Source organism: Pseudoxanthomonas putridarboris (assembly GCF_038321125.1).
Lineage (GTDB): Bacteria > Pseudomonadota > Gammaproteobacteria > Xanthomonadales > Xanthomonadaceae > Pseudoxanthomonas_A > Pseudoxanthomonas_A putridarboris.
This window is the reverse complement of the sequence record NZ_JBBWWT010000009.1, coordinates 20,315-36,142: the sequence shown is the minus strand read 5'-3', so window position 1 is coordinate 36,142 and position 15,828 is coordinate 20,315. Positions and strand designations below refer to the sequence as shown.

The window sequence follows — 15,828 nt, the reverse complement described above, 5'->3', positions numbered from 1 at the left end:
GGTCGCTTTCAGGACAGGGATCGCGCCGGATCAGTCCTCGGCCAGCAGCCGGTGCAGGGTGGCCTTCAGCCGGCGGCCTTCGGCATGGAAGTACGCGCGCTCGTCCCGCCAGGCGGGGCAGCGGGCCTCCACTTCGCGCCAGAACGCCGGCGAGTGGTTGGCCTGCAGCAAGTGGCACAGCTCGTGGACCAGCACGTACTCGAAGGCGGATGGGCGGCCCAGCACCAGCGCCAGGTCCAGCGCCAGCGTGCCGTCCGGGCTCAGCGAGCCCCATTGCGAGGACATCACCTTCAGCCGGACCTGGCGTGGCGCGCGCGGCAGGCCGGCCAGGTAGCCGGGCAGCCAGCGGCCGATGTCGGCGCGGGCCTGGGCTTCGTAGAACGCGCGCAGCGTGCGCCGCAGGGTGGTGGCGTTCGCGCGCGCGGGCCACTGCGCATGCACGCCATCGTCGTGCAGCTCGATCCGGGCGAAGCGGCCTTCGCGCCAGTGCAAGGGCAGGGACGCGCCACGCAGCAGCAGGTGCGTGGTCTGGCCGGGCACCAGCGCGCACGCGTCGTCGTCGGGCAGATGGCGGGCCAGTTGGGCGGCCAGCCAGTCGCGATGCTGGTGCAGGAAGCGTTCCCCGGACACCAGGCTGGCGCGCAGCGGCAACGTCAGCCGCGCGCCGCGCTCGTCCACGCTCAGCTTCAGGCGCTTGGCGCGAGGATCGCGCACGCGCTGGACGGTGAGGGTGCGGCCATCGTCCAGCGGCAGTTCCACCATGTCGCGTTCCACGCTGCGTGGCGTGCGGGCGATCAGGCGGCGGAGCAGCAACGAGCGCATGGCACCATGTTAGCCGTAGGAGCGCCCCATGGGCGCGATGCTTTCCACGGGCTACCCGATATCGCGCCTATCGCGCCCATGGGGCGCTCCTGCATGCGGAGATCAATCGACCTTGCTCAGCTTCAGCGCGTTCTCCAGTACCACGAACAGGCGCTTCACTTCGCCGGCCATCAGCGCGAAGCGGGCGTCGAGTTCGGCGCGCAGGTCGTCGTGCTCGGTGTTCTCCAACTGGTCCACGGCGCCGTCGAGGAACTTCAGCTTGCGCACGATCAGGTCTTCGCCGAGGACGAACGACACGTGGTCGTCCAGTACCAGCGCCAGCCTGGTGACCTGCTTGCCCGCCTCCAGGTGCTTGGCGATCTCGTCGCTCTGCAGTTCCTGGTTCTGGCACTTCACCACCGCGCCGCCGTCCATCGCATCCTTCAGTTCGCATTCCTCGCCCAGCGACACGCCTTCGGGCAGCGGTTCGCCGGCGATCCAGCCGGTCAGCACCGAACGCGGCGCGACTTCGGCGTTCAGCGGCAACGCGGGAAAACTGCCCAGCGCGCGGCGCACTTCCGATACCACGTTCTCGCCGGTCTTGCGCGAGGAGGCGTCGACGGCGATGAAGCCGTGTTCCAGGTCGATCAGCGCATCGGTGCGCGAGGGCTTGACGAAGGCGCGCGGCAGCAGTTCGTGCAGCAGGTCGTCCTTGAGCCGCTTGCGGGTCTTGCCGCCGGGCTTGCGGCCTTCCTTCGCCTCGATCTCCTGCAGCTTCTTCTGCAGCAGGTCGTTGACCACCGCGCCGGGCAGGATCTTGTCCTCGCCGCCGATGCTCAGCCAGATGGCGTCGTTGATGCGGTGGGACAGCGCTTCCTCGCCGCGGCCGAACGGCGAGATGAAGCCGCGCGACGACAGTTCCAGCGGCCCGACCGGCTTCAGCACGGCCTCCGGCAGCAGTTCGTCCAGTTGGGTGAAGTCGAGCGAGGTGGGGAAGCGGAACAGCGTCAGATTGCGAAAGAACATCGAAAGGCCGGGAGTGGGGAAGGGGGAATAGGGAAACGGAACAGCAGGTAATCGGTGCAGGAGTCGGAAGTGCGAGGGGCCGTAAGCTTCTACGGATCCCCATTCTCCATTCCCGATTCCCGGCCGGCATTGCCGGCCAGCCACGCCTGGGCATCCGGCAGCGCGGCGCCGTCGCGATGGCCCAGCGACAGGAAATCGAACAGCCTGGGATCGCTGAGCTGCGAGGGACGGATGTCGCCCAGCGCGCGGGCGATGGTTTCGATGCGGCCGGGCGTGTCGCGTTCCCACGCGTCCATCATCTTCTTGACCTGCTTGCGCTGCAGGTTCTCCTGGCTGCCGCACAGGTTGCAGGGAATGATCGGGAACGCCCTGGCCTGCGCGTAGGCGGCGATGTCGTCCTCGCGCACGTAGGCCAGCGGGCGGATCACCACGTGCTTGCCGTTGTCCGACAGCAGCTTGGGCGGCATGCCGGACAGCTTGGCGTGGAAGAACAGGTTGAGGAAGAAGGTGGCCACCAGGTCGTCGCGGTGGTGGCCCAGCGCGATCTTGGTGAACCCCTGTTCCTCGGCGTACGCATACAGCGCACCGCGGCGCAGGCGCGAGCACAGCGAGCACATCGTCTTGCCTTCCGGCACCACGCGGGTGACCACCGAATAGGTGTCCTGCTCGAGGATCCTGTAGGGCACGCCGACCGACGCCAGGTATTCCGGCAGCACGTGCGCGGGGAAGTCGGGCTGCTTCTGGTCCAGGTTGACCGCGACCAGTTCGAAGTCCACCGGCGCCTTCTTCCGCAACTGCAGCAGGATGTCCAGCATCGTGTAGCTGTCCTTGCCGCCGGACAGGCACACCATGACCTTGTCGCCTTGCTCGATCATGCCGAAATCGGCGATCGCCTGGCCCACCTGGCGGCGCAGGCGCTTGGCCAGCTTGGCGTGTTCGTGCGCGACGCGACGCGGGTCGGCGGCCGCGCGGCGCGGGATCGGATCGGGCAGGGGCAGGACGGCACTCATGAGCCGGGCATTGTACCGGCCGGCCGCGGTGACGGTCCGGCCGCGGCCGGTGTACGCTGCCGCAGTGGAAGCCAGCAATCCGTCCGAAATCGCCCGGAAGGTCGCCGAACTCAAGCTCGAACACCGCGAGCTGGATGAGGCCATCGCGCGGCTGGTGGCCGACCTGGACGCGGACGAATTGACCGTCAAGCGGCTGAAGAAGCGCAAACTGTGGCTGAAGGACTGCATCGCGCGGCTGGAGAGCGCGCTGATTCCCGACGAGCCGGCCTGACCCGGGGGCCCCGAGGGCCGTTTCCGGCGGTCCGTCCCAGGCTGAATCTGACCCAGGACGTCACCCGGCGACCGATGCCCGCGCCCCGCTGCCACGGGCCTGCCGCGCGGGATGGCCATTCTTGAGGGCCCGGCGCGGCCGGGCATGCCCGGGTCCGGCCGGAGGACAGTTGGCCCGATGCTTGCTTGGATCCAGGGGTGTGGGGAATTTCCCTACGACTGGCCGCATGCCGTCCTGCCGGCGCCGCGGCTCCCAATGCATCGCCGTGGGCGCTTTACGCCCGCACGGTAAAGGGAGTGGCATGGAGCAGGGCAAGCGCATCCTTCATCGTACGCCGGCCGCCGGCCGCGCCGCCGTGGCCGCGACGGCCTCCGCCGAGCAGGCCACGGCCGGCCTGGGCCTGCGGGTGCGGCGCATCCTGCCGGGCGAACCGCTGGGCGACGTGCCGCGCCTGCGCCGCGAGGTCTACTTCCACGAGCAGGGGCAGTTCGGCGACCGCAGCAAGCGCGTGGCCGATGGCCTGGACGGCTGCGGGACGACGGTGCTGGTGGAGAAGGATGCGTACGCCATCGCCACCTTGCGGCTGCACGATTTCAGCTCGCCGGCGGTGCAGGTGGAATACGGCAGCCTGTTCCAGGTCGATGCGTTCGCCCGCGCCTGGCCCTTGCCCAAGGTGGCGGTGGGCACGCGCTTCGCCGTGCAGGCCGACCAGCGCAGCAAGATCGTCGTCGACAAGCTGTTGGAAGAAGCCTACCGCTGGGCGCAGGAATCGCGCGTCCACTTCTGCCTGCTGGCCTGCGAGCCGTTCCTGCACGGCGTGTTCGAACACTACGGCTTCCGCGAATACCTGCCGCCGGCCATCCTGCCCGGCGGCGTGGACCTGCTGCGGATGGCGCTGGTGGTGGAGGACGAGCCGCACCTGTCCGAATGCGGCTCCCCGCTGCACAGGCTGGTGCGCGAACCGGCGCGCGCCGTGGCGGCGAAGGCGTGGTTGGCCCGTACCTTCCAGGCGATGGAGTGAACGCGGCCGCCGGGCTTGCGTACCGGCCCTGTTTCACGGGCAGAGGGCATGCAAGGCGGCCAGCAAGCGCATCAATGACGGTTGGCTGCGCTCGCCGGTCTTGTCGAATACCACCTTCAACCGCGTCTGCGCGGCGGACAGGGCGATTCCGCACTCCTGCGCGGCAAGGGCAAGGTCGGCGTGTCGCAGCAGGGCCACGGCCAGCCGGCGCTCGGGTTCGGTCAGGCCGAAGAGTTGCTGGAGCGCGCGTTCCAGTTGCAGCAGGACGGGCGCGCCCAGTGGCTGGACGAACACGAACAGCGCGGCGTCGCCCGTCGCCGCGGGAGGAGGCAGCGGGTGCGCCGTCAGCGCCAGGCTGTTGCCGTCGCCGTCCTTGAGCACCAGCCGTTCGGCGTCGCCCGCGCGTGCGCCCGAGTGCAGGGTCCTGGACAGCAACTGCTGCAGGATCACGTCCTGCCAGCCATGGATGGAGAGGCGCCCCAGCGCGCAGTGCAGCACGCCCTGGGAGAGCAGGCGCTCGCCGCTGGCGTTGGCGCGCAGCAGCCGCAGGTTGGACGCCAGTGCGAACATGGCCGTGGGCGTCTGTTCCAGCGCCGCCTCCAGCGACGAGACGCGTTCCTGCAAGCCTTCCAGCCTGCGCATGATCGCGTAGGCGTTGACCCAGTGCGGGGCCACCTGCCGAATCAGTTCCAGTTGCCGCGCCGAATAGGCGGGCAGCCGCCCGGACCGGCATACCGTGGCGGTGACCACGTTCCGGCCGTCGAAATGCGCGCACAGCGCGACGGATTGTTCGACGTCGCCGGTACGCAGGTATTCGTTGTAGTAGCGGCTGCGGCGCAGTTCACCACGCGGCACGAAGTCGTCGCTGTCCAGCACCGCACCCGTCGCCAGCTGGTCGACGCTGCGCCGGACCCACAGGTTGTCCGCGGCGAACTCCCGCTCGTAGCGCGCCGCTTCCACCGGATCCGCGCCCACCACCAAGTCCAGTCGCCCGCCGTGGCGGTGCACGTCCTGCACCATGATGGCGCCGATGTGGCTGCCGGTCGCGCCCGCCAAGCGCGCGCAGAATTCTTCCAGCCGTTGCGGCTCCAGCGTCGCGGCGTAAAGCGATTCGAGCAGCGCGCCGAACGCGCCGTGATCGGCCATGATCGTCCCCCTGCCGTTGGCCCGGGAGTTTCCCCGCCCCCGATGGCAGTTATAGCAGAGCCGTCCCACGCAGACGGGGATGCGTGCACCGGCAGGGGTATCCGCGGTCCTGCACGGTGTTGCGGTGGGCCGCGCCGGGCGGGCGTGGAATGGTTCCGTGCGCGACCGCGCGCGACGAGGGGATGCCTGCTGTCGGCCCGAGGGCAGGCCGGTGCTATTCGACGGGCGCGGCCTGCGGTTCCACCACCGCGGCTTCCGGGCTGACCCGCTCGATGGTGTGGCGCAGCTCGCGGCCCAGGATGGCCTTGGCGTCGCGCGCCCAGGCGTCCAGGCGGTCGTCGAACAGCAGCTTGCTGTTCTCGTCCGGCCAGACCAGCTTCAGTTCGCGCAGCTTCTGGATGAAGCCGCGGAACAGGGTCCGGTCGAAGAACTCCGGCGCGGCCGGCGCGTACAGCAGGCTCAGCCGCTGCGCGGCCTGCTGGCACAGGCTTTCCAGTTCGGCGGCGCCCAGCTTGCCGGGGCCGTTCTTCACCAGCACCGAGATGGCGATGTAGTAGCGCTCGAAAGCCTGTTGCAGCGAATGGCCGATCGCGCGCAGGCGGAACACCTCGTCGGTCTGCCCGGCGCTGCGTGCCAGGATGCCGCCATCGTCCTCGTTGACCAGCTGCAGCAGGCCCTCGCGGACGAACACGTCGATGGTGCGGTCCATGCGCTCGGCGAATTCGTCCTCGGTCCACGGTAGGAACAGCTCCTCCTGCAGGAACGGGTACAGCGTGCGGCCCAGCCTGAGTACGCCGGCGCGGCTCATGCGACGGTTGTTCTGGAAGCAGCAGGCGATCCACGACGAGGCCGTGAACAGGTGCACCACGTTGTTGCGGTAGTAGCTCATCAGCACGGCGGTGTCGCCGTCCACGCTGAGCACGTCGCCCAGCGGATGCCGGGTCCGCTGCAGCATGTTGATTTCCTCGCCGTGGCCGATGATCCGGTCCGGCGTGTGCGGGGTGACGGTGACGCGGTCGGAATACGGCAGTTCCGCCAGCACCTTCTTCGACAACTCGATCTGCGCGATCAGGTCCGACTCGCCCATCGCGTGCTTGGGCGTGGACAGCAACGCCAGCGCCAGCAGGTTGATCGGGTTCACGTCGGCGGCGCGGTTGATGTTGACGTGGATCTGCTGCGCCAGCGCATCGACGGTGTCGGACAGCCAGGCCGGCTTTTCCTCTTCGCCAACGGGACTGCCGTCCCATTCCGGCGCGTGCCGGGCCAGCGCATCGTTCAGCGGGATCGGTTCGCCGAAGTTCACCACCACCTGGCCGTAGTTCTGCCGCAGCACCCTGGGGATGCCCCACAGCACGGCCCAGATGGATTCCTTCTCCTTCGGCCGGCCGCTCAGTTCGTCCAGGTAGCTGTTGCCTTCCAGCAGCTTCTCGTAGCCGATGTAGACCGGCTGGAACAGCACCGGCTTGCGCGGCTGACGCAGGAACGCGCGCACGGTCATCGAGATCATGCCGCCCTTGGGCGGCAGCAGCCGGCCGGTGCGCGAGCGTCCGCCTTCGATGAAGTACTCCAGCGAGTAGCCGCCGGAGACCAGCTGCGCGACGTACTCGGTGAACACCGCCGAATACAGCGGGTTGCCGCGGAAGCTGCGGCGCATGAAGAACGCGCCGCCCTTGCGCAGGATGGTGCCCACCACCGGCAGGTTGAGGTTGATGCCGGCGGCGATGTGCGGCGGCACGATGCCGCGCTCGTACAGCAGGTACGACAGCAGCAGGTAGTCCATGTGGCTGCGGTGGCAGGGCACGTAGACCACTTCATGCCCCGGCGCGGCCTCCTTGAACTTGTCCAGGTGATGGACCAGCACGCCGTCGTAGATCTGGTTCCATACGTGCGACAGCAGGAAGCTGGCCGAGCGCACCACCGGGTTGGAGTAGTCCGCGGCGATCTCCCACGCGTAGGCATGGGCCTTCTTCCACGCCTCTTCGGGCTTGCTCTTGTCGCGCTTGGCCTGTTCGGCGATGGCTTCCTTCACCGGCTCGGCGGCCAGCACCTGGTCCACCAGCAGCCGGCGCGTGGACAGGTCCGGGCCGATCACCGCTTCGCGGATGCGGTGGAAGTGGGTGCGCAGCACGCGCGAGAGCTTGCGCACCGTGCGTTCGGGGTCCAGCCCTTCGGCCACCGTGTCCTTCAGCGACACCGGCGGCGCGAAGCGCACGATGGTGCCGCGGCCGTTCAGCAGGATGGCCAGCAGCCGGCGGAAGCGGCCGACGATGGCCCAGTTTTCCGAGAACAGCACCGAGAACCAGCCGCTCTGCTTGTCCGGCGCGCGGCCGACGAAGATCGAGACCGGCACCAGTTGCACGTCCAGCTCCGGGCTGGCGCGGTGGGCGTCCAGCAGCTTGGCCAGCGAGCCGGAGTGGGTTTTGGCGCTGATCTGGTCCGGGATCAGGGTGCTCGCGTTGCGCCGCGACAGCGCCACGTAGGCGCGCTTGCGGCCCAGTGGATTGCCGGACACCGGCAATGGGAGCAGCGGCGAGGGCAGGCCGGCATCGCGGCAGGCGCGGTCCAGGATGAGCGCGTTGGACAGGCCGTAGTCTTCCAGCACGTAGCAGACCGGGCGGCCGTCCAGCAGGTCGGCGGGCGCTCCCGGCTCGATGTTCAGGGCCAGCCACGGATCGGCCAGCCGGCTCATCAGCCGCGCCCACCACGGGCGGCGGGCCTGGCGCGGGGGCGCGGCAACGGGCACCGGCAACGCCGGCGCGGTCGCGGCGTCGGACGGGGTGGGCGTGGCTTCCGGTTCTGGCCCGGCCTTCGGTTCCGGCTTCTTGTCCGGTGGCGGTGGCGTGGGTTCGTCCGGGAAGGGCAGGGGATTCTGTTCAGGCATCGGACGCATTATGGCCCAGCGTCATGGCCGGCTGGGAAGCGGTTACAGCCGAAGGACGCCGGCCGTGGCGACGCTCCGCATGCCCCGGACCCGGACAGGGACGGGCTCAACGTCCCCGGTAAGGTTCGCAACCGACCCCGTCGTTGTCCCGGTCCAGGTGCGGCCCATAGCCCGGATCGCCCCGCCGGACCGGTGCGGCACCGTAGGCGCGCGCCTCGTCGCAATTGCGGAAAGCGCGGCCGGGTGGCGCTTTTTTCTCGTCCGTGCCAGCGGGTGCGAACGACGGTCGCCCTCCTTCCGCGCCGCCGGCAGGCGCGGGCGACGCCGGGAGCGGGGCGCGGTGGCAGTGGTAGCCGCCGGTCCTGCGGTCGTTGTGGCAGCCCTCCTTGTTCAGGCCCCCGGGGTGGGCCGCTCCCGGCATTGCGACGGCCAGGCCCAGCAGGCCGAGGAGGCAGCCGAGCTTGCGGTTGCCTCTCGCCAGGCGTGGCCCTCCGGTCACGGCCTTGGGCCGCCTTCCTCTGGAGCGGGCGGTGGCTCGATGGGAGCGGCGCCGGGCGGCTGGGGCGGAGCGGGTGCCGGCACTTCCGCCAGCACGGCTTCGGCGTGCCTCAGGGTGTCGCTCAGATACCAGCGGCCGTTGCGGCGATCCAGCGTGACCACCGTGTCGATGTCGTGCTCGCCCAGCGGATAGTGGATGCGGACGGTGGCGGTGTCGCCCTTCTGCTCGACCAGCCCGGTGCGCAGGTCGGCGAAGGTCCTGTCCAGCGGCAGGCCGTAGCGGGCGAAGGTGGCCTTGGTTTCGACGAAGAACGGCGCCAGCCTTCGCAGGCTGTCCTGCATGCCGGCTTCCTGCAGGGCCGCTTCGCTGGTCAGTCCGCTTTCGCGCGCGGCAGCGGCCAGTTTCGCGAGGGTGGTGCGGGCCAGAGCGGGGTCGGCGAGCGGCGCCCGTTGGGCCCAGTCGCTCAGCGCGGCGATGATCTGGGCGTAGTGGTCGCGTTCCTCGGCGGTGTAGTCGCCTTCGTGCTTCACGTACTGCACGCCGAACAGGCCCAGCGTGCGGGCGGCCTCCCTCAGGTCGCGCTCCTGGCGCGCGAACTGGCGCTCGAAGCTGCGCTGCAGCGTGGTTTCCGAATCCTTCTCCGCCAGCGCGGCCAGCAACGGCACCAACTGGTCGTCCAGCGGCAGTTCGGTCAGCGGCCAGCGGCTGTGGCCGCTGCGCCATGCCGCCTCGAGCGGGGCCTGCATGTCCGCCGGGACGGCATCGCGCGCATACGCCACCAGATCGTTGCGTTGCACGTGGCCGGCCAGTTGGCGCACGGCCGCGGCCGGCTCGCTGGCGGCCCCCGCCAGTTCCGCCGGCTTGTTCTTGCAGCCGGCCAGCAGCGACGCGGCCAGCAAAGGCGCGGCAAGGACCCGCAGCGAGAACCCGGACGGCATCGGCATCATGATGGTGGTGGTGACTCCCCAGTCGCCCCGCATCTTCGCGGCCGGCCGGGTGGGGGGCAAGCACGGGTGTCGCAACTTGGCGCGCCGCGCGGGCAATAAAAAAGGAGGCCGTGCTTCTTGCGAAGCAGCGGGCCTCCTGAAGTCCGGCCGAAGCCGGAGGACGAAGTGTTGTGGCACATCTCCGGCCCGTGGGCCGGATGCGCACAGCCTACCTGCGCCCGGATGCTAAGGCAACACCTGAAATAGATCCATATAACTTATTGATTTTATTTGAACGCTTCCACAATCTCGGCCTGGATGGCCTCGGCGGCGGCGCGCGGATCGTCGGCCCGGCTGATCGGTCGGCCCACCACGATGGCGTCCGCTCCCCGTGCGAACGCTTCGGCCACGCCGACGGTGCGCTTCTGGTCGTCGCCCACCGGGCCGCCCGGGCGGATGCCGGGGCAGACGATGGAGAAGCCGGGGCCGGTGGCGGCGCGGATCAGACCGGCTTCCTGCCCGGAGGCGATCACGCCGTCGATGCCCGCGGCCTGCGCCGCGCGTGCACGCTGCACGACGATGTCGGCCGGTTCGCCGCCGATGCCCATCGCGGACAGGTCGTTGCCGTCCATCGAGGTCAGCACCGTGACCGCCAGCAGGCGCATCTCGCCGCTGCGCGCGGCGGCCGCCGCTTCCATCATGCCGGCGTGCCAGCCGTGGATCGTGCAGTAGGTGACCGGCCAGCGCGACAGGCCACGGACCACCCCGGCCACGGTGGCGGGGATGTCGAAGAACTTCAGGTCGACGAACACGCGCTTGTCCCGCCGCGCCAGTTCGTCCAGCACGGTGAAGTAGTCGCCGCTGGCCAGCAGTTCCATGCCGATCTTGTAGAACCGCACCGCGTCGCCCAGCCGGTCCACCCACGCCAGCGCGTCGGCGCCGGACGGCGCGTCCAGCGCGAAGATCAGGCGTTCGCGCGCCGTCAGCGCGACGGGGCCCGGTGCGCTCACGGCGCGTAGTCCAGCGCGTCGCGCTTGGCCTGGCTGCGCGCGGCGGCCGGCTGCGCCCAGTCGTTGTTGAACAGCGCCGGCTCCCACGAGCCGTAGGTCGGGTTGGGCAGCATCCACCAGCGTTCGCCGAACCAGTCGTCGTATTCGTCGAACAGCGCCTGGCGGCCTTCGCGCGTGTTGGCGACCACTTCGGTGAAGTCGCCGATCTGGTCGCCGAACTGCATCAGCACGCGGTATTTCTGCCCGGCCAGGCGGCGGCGGCAGTTCTTTTCCGAGCCGTTCTGCTCGCAGCCTTCCAGCACCGTGCCCAGGCCCAGGAACACGCTGTCGTCGGCCACCGGCAGGCCGGCCTCGCGCAGGTTGGCCAGCGTGGCTTCCTTCAGGTGCACCGCGCGGTTGGAGATGTACAGGATGGTCACGCCCTTGGCGTTGGCGGCCTTGGCGAAATCCACCACGCCCGGCAGCGGCCTGGCCTTCTTCTCGGCCACCCATTGGTCCCAGCTGACTTCGTCGTATTCCCTGCTATCGCGGATCAGCCGCGCCTGGTAGGGCGAGTTGTCCAGCACGGTCTCGTCCACGTCCATCACCACGGCCGGCTTCAATCCGGCGGCGGCATTGCCGCGTTCCTCCGGGACCAGCGCATCCCAGTGCTTCTCCTTCAGCGCCGTGTCCAGATGGTCGGCGGCGGCGCGGAAAGTCTGCGTGGACAGCGCCTTGTATTCCACCGACGCCTGCACCCAGGCCACGGCGTTGAGGTTGTCGTGGGAAGTGCTAGTGGCAGGTGCGGTCGCGGCGGGGGCCGGGGGCGCCGCGGGTTCGGTGCGCTTGCAGGCGGACAGGGTCAACAACGAGACTGCCAGAGCGGCGGAAAGCAGGGAAAAGCGCATGGGAAATCCGGTATCCGGGATGCGCGGATTCTAGCCGACCGGTGTTGCGCGCGTCGTTCCGACAGGAAGCCATGGCCGGAACGGACGGGCGTCCGGTATATCCTGCCCGCCCCGCTGCACACAGGATCATGTCCCCATGGCCGACGCCGCCACCGCGCTGCCGGAACCGCTGACGACCGCCGAAGCCCGTCTGCTGGGTTGCCTGATCGAGAAGGAAGCCACTACGCCCGATACCTATCCGCTGACGGTCAACGCCGCGCAGGCGGCCGCCAACCAGAAGACCGCGCGAGAACCGATGATGGCGCTGGACGTGGGCGCGGTGAACCACGCGCTGCGGCAGCTGGAGCAGCGCGGCCTGGCACGGCAGGTGTTCTCCTCGCGCGCCGAGCGCTACGAGCACCGCGCGCCCACGTTCTTCAGCCTGCCGCAGCAACAGGTGGTGCTGGTCGGATTGCTGCTGCTGCGCGGCCCGCAGACGGTGCACGAACTGCTGGCGCGCAGCGAAAGGCTGTTCAAGTTCGCCGACGCCGAGGACGTGCGCCACCAGCTGGACCGCCTGATCCAACGCCAGCCCGCATTGGTCGTGCAGATCCCGCGCGGCCCCGGCCAGCGCGAGGACCGCTACATGCATTTGCTGTGCGGACCGGTGGACGTGGCAGCGATCTCCACGCGCCCGTCGCCGGGCACCGCGTCCGAGCCGGCGTCGCCCGAACTGGAGGCGCGCGTGGCGGCGCTGGAGGACGAAGTGGCCGCGCTGCGCGAGCAACTGGCCCAATTGCTGGCGGCGCGCGGGGATTGAAGCCGCAGGCATCCCCTGGAAAAGCACGGGACACGGAACGCGTCGATGCATCGTCGGCGGGATGTCCTCGCGACGAACAACGGTTTCACCCGGGTCGCCGGCTGCTGCGCAGCAGGAACAGACTGCCGATGGCCGTGCCGGCGAAGGCGGCCGCCAGCCCCAGCCCTGCCGCGATGGCCAGCTCGAACGGCCAGAACAGATGCGCGCCGGGTTGATCCACGATGTTCGCAACGATGCGTACCGCGACGGCGACCGGCACCGCGGCCGCAACAAGCAGCCATACCTGCAGGAATCGACCGGTACCGAAGGCCCGCAACAGCAGCGCCACCACGGCCACCGCCGCCAGCCCGGGTCCGTACAGGGCGTCGGGCAGCCCGGCCTGTGCCACCGGCAACCGCCAGTAGGGAAACCCCATGCCCACGAAGGCGATGAGGAAACCGATCAACCACCAGATGCGGCTGTTGCGCGTCATCGTCCATATCTCCCAATGATCCGCGCGCAAGCGTACCTTGCGCACGCCACCCGTGCGCCTATCCGTGGGAGCGACGTCAGTCGCGACCGGGGAAATGAAAAGCCGTGGCCACGGATCGGTCCGGATGCCACGGATCAAAAGCCTTATCCGCGCCGATCTGCGTCAATCCGCGGCTGATCTTCATTTCCGCGGTCGCGACTGACGTCGCTCCCACAAGAGGCGGCGGGGTCGCTCAGTCGAACAACGCCTGGATCGCCGCCAGCCCGGCGCTGGCGCGTTCCTTCTTGCGCTCGGCGTCGGCCACCGGGTCGGCGCCGTCGCGTTGCAGTTCCTCCGCCGGCAGTTCGTCGATGAAGCGGCTGGGCTGCAGGCGCATGCGTTCGCCGAAGCGGCGCGTCTCGCGGTTGTGGCTGAGCCACAGCGCCTCCTTGGCGCGGGTGATGCCCACGTACATCAGACGGCGTTCTTCCTGCAGGTTGCCTTCCTCCACGCTGGTCTCGTGCGGCAGCGTGCCGTCCTCGCAGCCGACGATGAAGACGTAGCGGAATTCCAGCCCCTTGGCCGCATGCAGGCTCATCAGCCGCACCTGGTTGCCGCCATCGTCCTTGTCGTTGCGCGACAGCAGCGCGAGCTGGGCGGCCAGGTCGCCGGCGTTGCTGCCGCGCGGACCGCCCTCGAACCAGTCCGCCAGTTCGTCCAGGTTGGCGCGCCGGCGCTGGAACGAGGCTTCGTCCTTGCATTGCGCACGCAGGTCGGCCAGCAGGCCGGAGCGCTCGCTCAGGCGTCGCACCAGTTCGGCCGGTGGCAGTTCCTCGGCGTGCCGGCGCAGGTCGCGCACGATGTCGTTGAACGCGCTCAGGCCGTTGGCCGCGCGCGGGGGCAGCGCCTTCAGCGCGCCCATCGATTCGGCGGCGCGCGACATCGGCAGACGCGCGTGCTGGGCCATCTCGGCCAGTTTCGCCAACGAAGTCGCGCCGACCTCGCGCTTGGGCGACTGCACGGCGCGCAGGAACGCGGCATCGTCGTCCGGGTTCACCAGCAGCCGCAGCCACGACAGCGCGTCCTTCACTTCCTGGCGTTCCAGGAAGGCGGTGCCGCCGGTCAGGTGGTAGGGGATGCGCAGCAGCTGCAGCGCCTTTTCCAGCGGCCGCGACTGGTGGTTGCCGCGGAACAGGATGCAGAAATCGCTCCACGCCGCGCCACGCGCGGTTTGCAGGAAGGAAATCTCGGCGGCGACCTTCTCCGCTTCGTGGTCGTTGTCGCGGCATTCCCACACGCGGATGCGGTCGCCGTCGGCCTGGTCGCTCCACAGCTTCTTCGGGTGCTCGTGCGGGTTGTTGGCGATCAGCGCGTTGGCCGCGCGCAGCACCCGGTTGCTGCAGCGGTAGTTCTGCTCCAGCTTGATCACCTGCAGCTTCGGATAGTCCTTCGCCATCTGCAGCAGGTTGTCGGGGTTGGCGCCGCGCCAGGCGTAGATGCTCTGGTCGTCGTCGCCCACGCAGGTGAAATCGCCCCGTTCGCCGGCAATGGCCTTCAGCAACCGGTACTGCGCGTCGTTGGTGTCCTGGCATTCGTCCACCAGCAGGTAGCCGATGCGTTCGCGCCACGCGGCGGTGATCTCGGGGTGGTTCTCCAGCACCTGCACCGGCAACCGGATCAGGTCGTCGAAGTCGACCGCGTTGAACGTGGTCAGGCGCGCCTGGTAGCGCTGGTACAGCAGCGCGGCCTCCTTCTCGCGGTTGCTGCGCGCTTCGGCCAGCGCCTCTTCCGGCGACAGGCCGGCGTTCTTCGCCCGCGAGATCAGGTTCTTCGCCATCTCGATGTCGTCGGGCTTGGCGCCGTACATCAGGTCCTTGACCTGGGCGGTGGCGTCGTCGGCGTCGAAGATCGAGAAACCGCGCTTCAGGCCCACCGCCGCGTGCTCGATCTGCAGGAACTTCAGCCCCAGCGCGTGGAAGGTGCAGATGGTCAGCCCCTCGGCCGCGTCGCCCCTGATGCGCTTGGCGACGCGCTCGCGCATTTCCTTGGCCGACTTGTTGGTGAAGGTGATGGCCGCGATGCGCCTGGCCGGGAAGTGCCCGGCCGAGATCAGGTGGGCGATCTTCTCCACGATCACGCGCGTCTTGCCGCTGCCCGCGCCCGCAAGCACCAGCAGGGGGCCCTGGCTGTGCAGGACGGCGGCGCGTTGTGGGGGGTTGAGGCCGTGCATGCTGGAGAGAATTGTAGCGGGCCGAGCATGGTCTCCACGAGCTCGTAGGAGACTTGCGGCTTGCCGTGAGTGGTGGTACTGATCCCTCAGGAACACATCTAGGGAGAGAAACAATGCGTTTGAAGGACAGTGCATTGCTGCTGTCGATGGCCATCTCGGTGCCGGCGTGGGCATCGGTTCCTTCGACGACAGAGGATTGCCGGAAGAAGCCGGCCAAACCGGTTCCCGCAGAGATCATGACGGACGGCTTTTTCGAGGCGCACCCCGACCTGCGGTGGCGCAGCATCGGGCTGGGCGAATACCGCGAGGGCAAGTATGCGGAGGCAATGCGCAGCTTCAAGCAAGCTGCGTCGTATGCGGACAAGTTCTCCCAGTCGATGGTGGCCCACATGTACTGGGACGGCTTGGGCACCGCATCCGATCGCGCACTCGCCTATGTGTGGATGGATCTGGCCGCGGAGCGCATGTACCACGACTTCCTATATCAGCGGGAGCTTTATTGGAGCATGCTCGACGAGACACAGCGTGCGGACGCTGTCGTGCGCGGCCAGTCGGTTTTCGAGCAGTACGCCGACCGTCTCGCCAAGCCCAGAATGGAAGCACAACTGCTGAAGGTGCGCACGACCATCACCGGCAGCCGCACGGGTTACGTCGGTGTGGGGCTGTATGTCAAACCGATGACCGGTCCGGCTGCTGGCGAGGAAATTCCCGGGGCGATAATGTACGCGCCGGAGTACTGGGAGCCCGAGCAGTACTGGTGCACGCAGGACAGCTATTGGAGCAAGCCGCAGGGCGGCAACGTGGACGTCGGCAGTCCCGTGCAGGTGCAGGACGCCGAGAAGCCCGGCAAGTGATGCAGGTGCTGTGCGC

15 protein-coding genes are annotated in these 15,828 nt (G+C 69.0%); 4 read left to right on the top strand and 11 right to left on the bottom strand.

The window, feature by feature from the left end:
- Positions 1-30 precede the first annotated feature (30 nt).
- The 3 genes from AAD027_RS15920 to ttcA all read right to left on the bottom strand — a co-directional run bounded on the left by AAD027_RS15920 (position 31) and on the right by ttcA (position 2,837).
- Positions 31-822, bottom strand: a complete 792-nt coding sequence (locus tag AAD027_RS15920) for a M48 family metallopeptidase (RefSeq protein ID WP_341727014.1) — start codon at positions 820-822, stop codon at positions 31-33.
- A gap of 102 nt (positions 823-924) precedes the next feature.
- Complete coding sequence (locus AAD027_RS15915) at positions 925-1,827, bottom strand: recombination-associated protein RdgC (protein ID WP_341727013.1); 903 nt, start codon at positions 1,825-1,827, stop codon at positions 925-927.
- An 89-nt stretch (positions 1,828-1,916) separates the two neighbouring features.
- The gene (gene ttcA / locus AAD027_RS15910; protein WP_341727012.1) at positions 1,917-2,837 is read right to left on the bottom strand and encodes a tRNA 2-thiocytidine(32) synthetase TtcA; all 921 of its coding nucleotides are present in this window, start codon (positions 2,835-2,837) and stop codon (positions 1,917-1,919) included.
- Here ttcA and AAD027_RS15905 point away from each other — a divergent pair.
- Positions 2,836-3,108, top strand: a complete 273-nt coding sequence (locus AAD027_RS15905) for a YdcH family protein (RefSeq protein WP_425605475.1) — start codon at positions 2,836-2,838, stop codon at positions 3,106-3,108. The two genes, ttcA and AAD027_RS15905, sit on opposite strands and share 2 nt — an antisense overlap.
- 301 nt (positions 3,109-3,409) lie before the next feature.
- Complete coding sequence (locus AAD027_RS15900; protein ID WP_341727011.1) at positions 3,410-4,129, top strand: N-acyl amino acid synthase FeeM domain-containing protein; 720 nt, start codon at positions 3,410-3,412, stop codon at positions 4,127-4,129.
- Positions 4,130-4,162: 33 nt separating this feature from the next.
- Here the strand turns inward: AAD027_RS15900 and AAD027_RS15895 are convergent, their stop codons facing one another.
- From AAD027_RS15895 to AAD027_RS15875, 6 genes are all read right to left on the bottom strand, one after another.
- Positions 4,163-5,275: a nitrogen regulation protein NR(II) gene (locus AAD027_RS15895; protein WP_341727010.1), complete on the bottom strand. Its 1,113-nt coding sequence runs from the start codon at positions 5,273-5,275 to the stop codon at positions 4,163-4,165.
- 214 nt (positions 5,276-5,489) lie between these two features.
- Positions 5,490-8,165: a glycerol-3-phosphate 1-O-acyltransferase PlsB gene (gene plsB, locus AAD027_RS15890; protein WP_341727009.1), complete on the bottom strand. Its 2,676-nt coding sequence runs from the start codon at positions 8,163-8,165 to the stop codon at positions 5,490-5,492.
- Positions 8,166-8,262: 97 nt separating this feature from the next.
- Entirely contained in the window at positions 8,263-8,577 is a 315-nt protein-coding gene (locus AAD027_RS19020) for an excalibur calcium-binding domain-containing protein (protein WP_345786439.1), read from the bottom strand.
- A gap of 74 nt (positions 8,578-8,651) precedes the next feature.
- Positions 8,652-9,662, bottom strand: coding sequence for a hypothetical protein (locus tag AAD027_RS15885; protein ID WP_341727008.1), 1,011 nt, complete (start codon positions 9,660-9,662; stop codon positions 8,652-8,654).
- Positions 9,663-9,868: 206 nt separating this feature from the next.
- The gene (gene pyrF, locus AAD027_RS15880; protein WP_341727007.1) at positions 9,869-10,591 is read right to left on the bottom strand and encodes an orotidine-5'-phosphate decarboxylase; all 723 of its coding nucleotides are present in this window, start codon (positions 10,589-10,591) and stop codon (positions 9,869-9,871) included.
- Entirely contained in the window at positions 10,588-11,478 is an 891-nt protein-coding gene (locus tag AAD027_RS15875) for a 5'-nucleotidase, lipoprotein e(P4) family (protein ID WP_341727006.1), read from the bottom strand. The genes pyrF and AAD027_RS15875 overlap by 4 nt, the downstream gene beginning before the upstream one ends.
- A gap of 136 nt (positions 11,479-11,614) precedes the next feature.
- Between AAD027_RS15875 and AAD027_RS15870 the strand changes: the two genes are divergently transcribed.
- Positions 11,615-12,277, top strand: coding sequence for a YceH family protein (locus AAD027_RS15870; protein WP_341727005.1), 663 nt, complete (start codon positions 11,615-11,617; stop codon positions 12,275-12,277).
- An 85-nt stretch (positions 12,278-12,362) separates the two neighbouring features.
- On the opposite strand, the gene AAD027_RS15865 is transcribed toward AAD027_RS15870, so the two are convergent.
- Positions 12,363-12,749, bottom strand: coding sequence for a hypothetical protein (locus AAD027_RS15865; RefSeq protein WP_341727004.1), 387 nt, complete (start codon positions 12,747-12,749; stop codon positions 12,363-12,365).
- A 232-nt stretch (positions 12,750-12,981) separates the two neighbouring features.
- Positions 12,982-14,958 (bottom strand): UvrD-helicase domain-containing protein, encoded by a 1,977-nt coding sequence (locus AAD027_RS15860; protein WP_341727003.1) that lies wholly within the window; start codon positions 14,956-14,958, stop codon positions 12,982-12,984.
- 113 nt (positions 14,959-15,071) lie between these two features.
- On the opposite strand from AAD027_RS15860, the gene AAD027_RS15855 reads away from it, so the two are divergent.
- Entirely contained in the window at positions 15,072-15,812 is a 741-nt protein-coding gene (locus AAD027_RS15855) for an SEL1-like repeat protein (RefSeq protein ID WP_341727002.1), read from the top strand.
- The last annotated feature ends 16 nt before the right edge of the window (positions 15,813-15,828 follow it).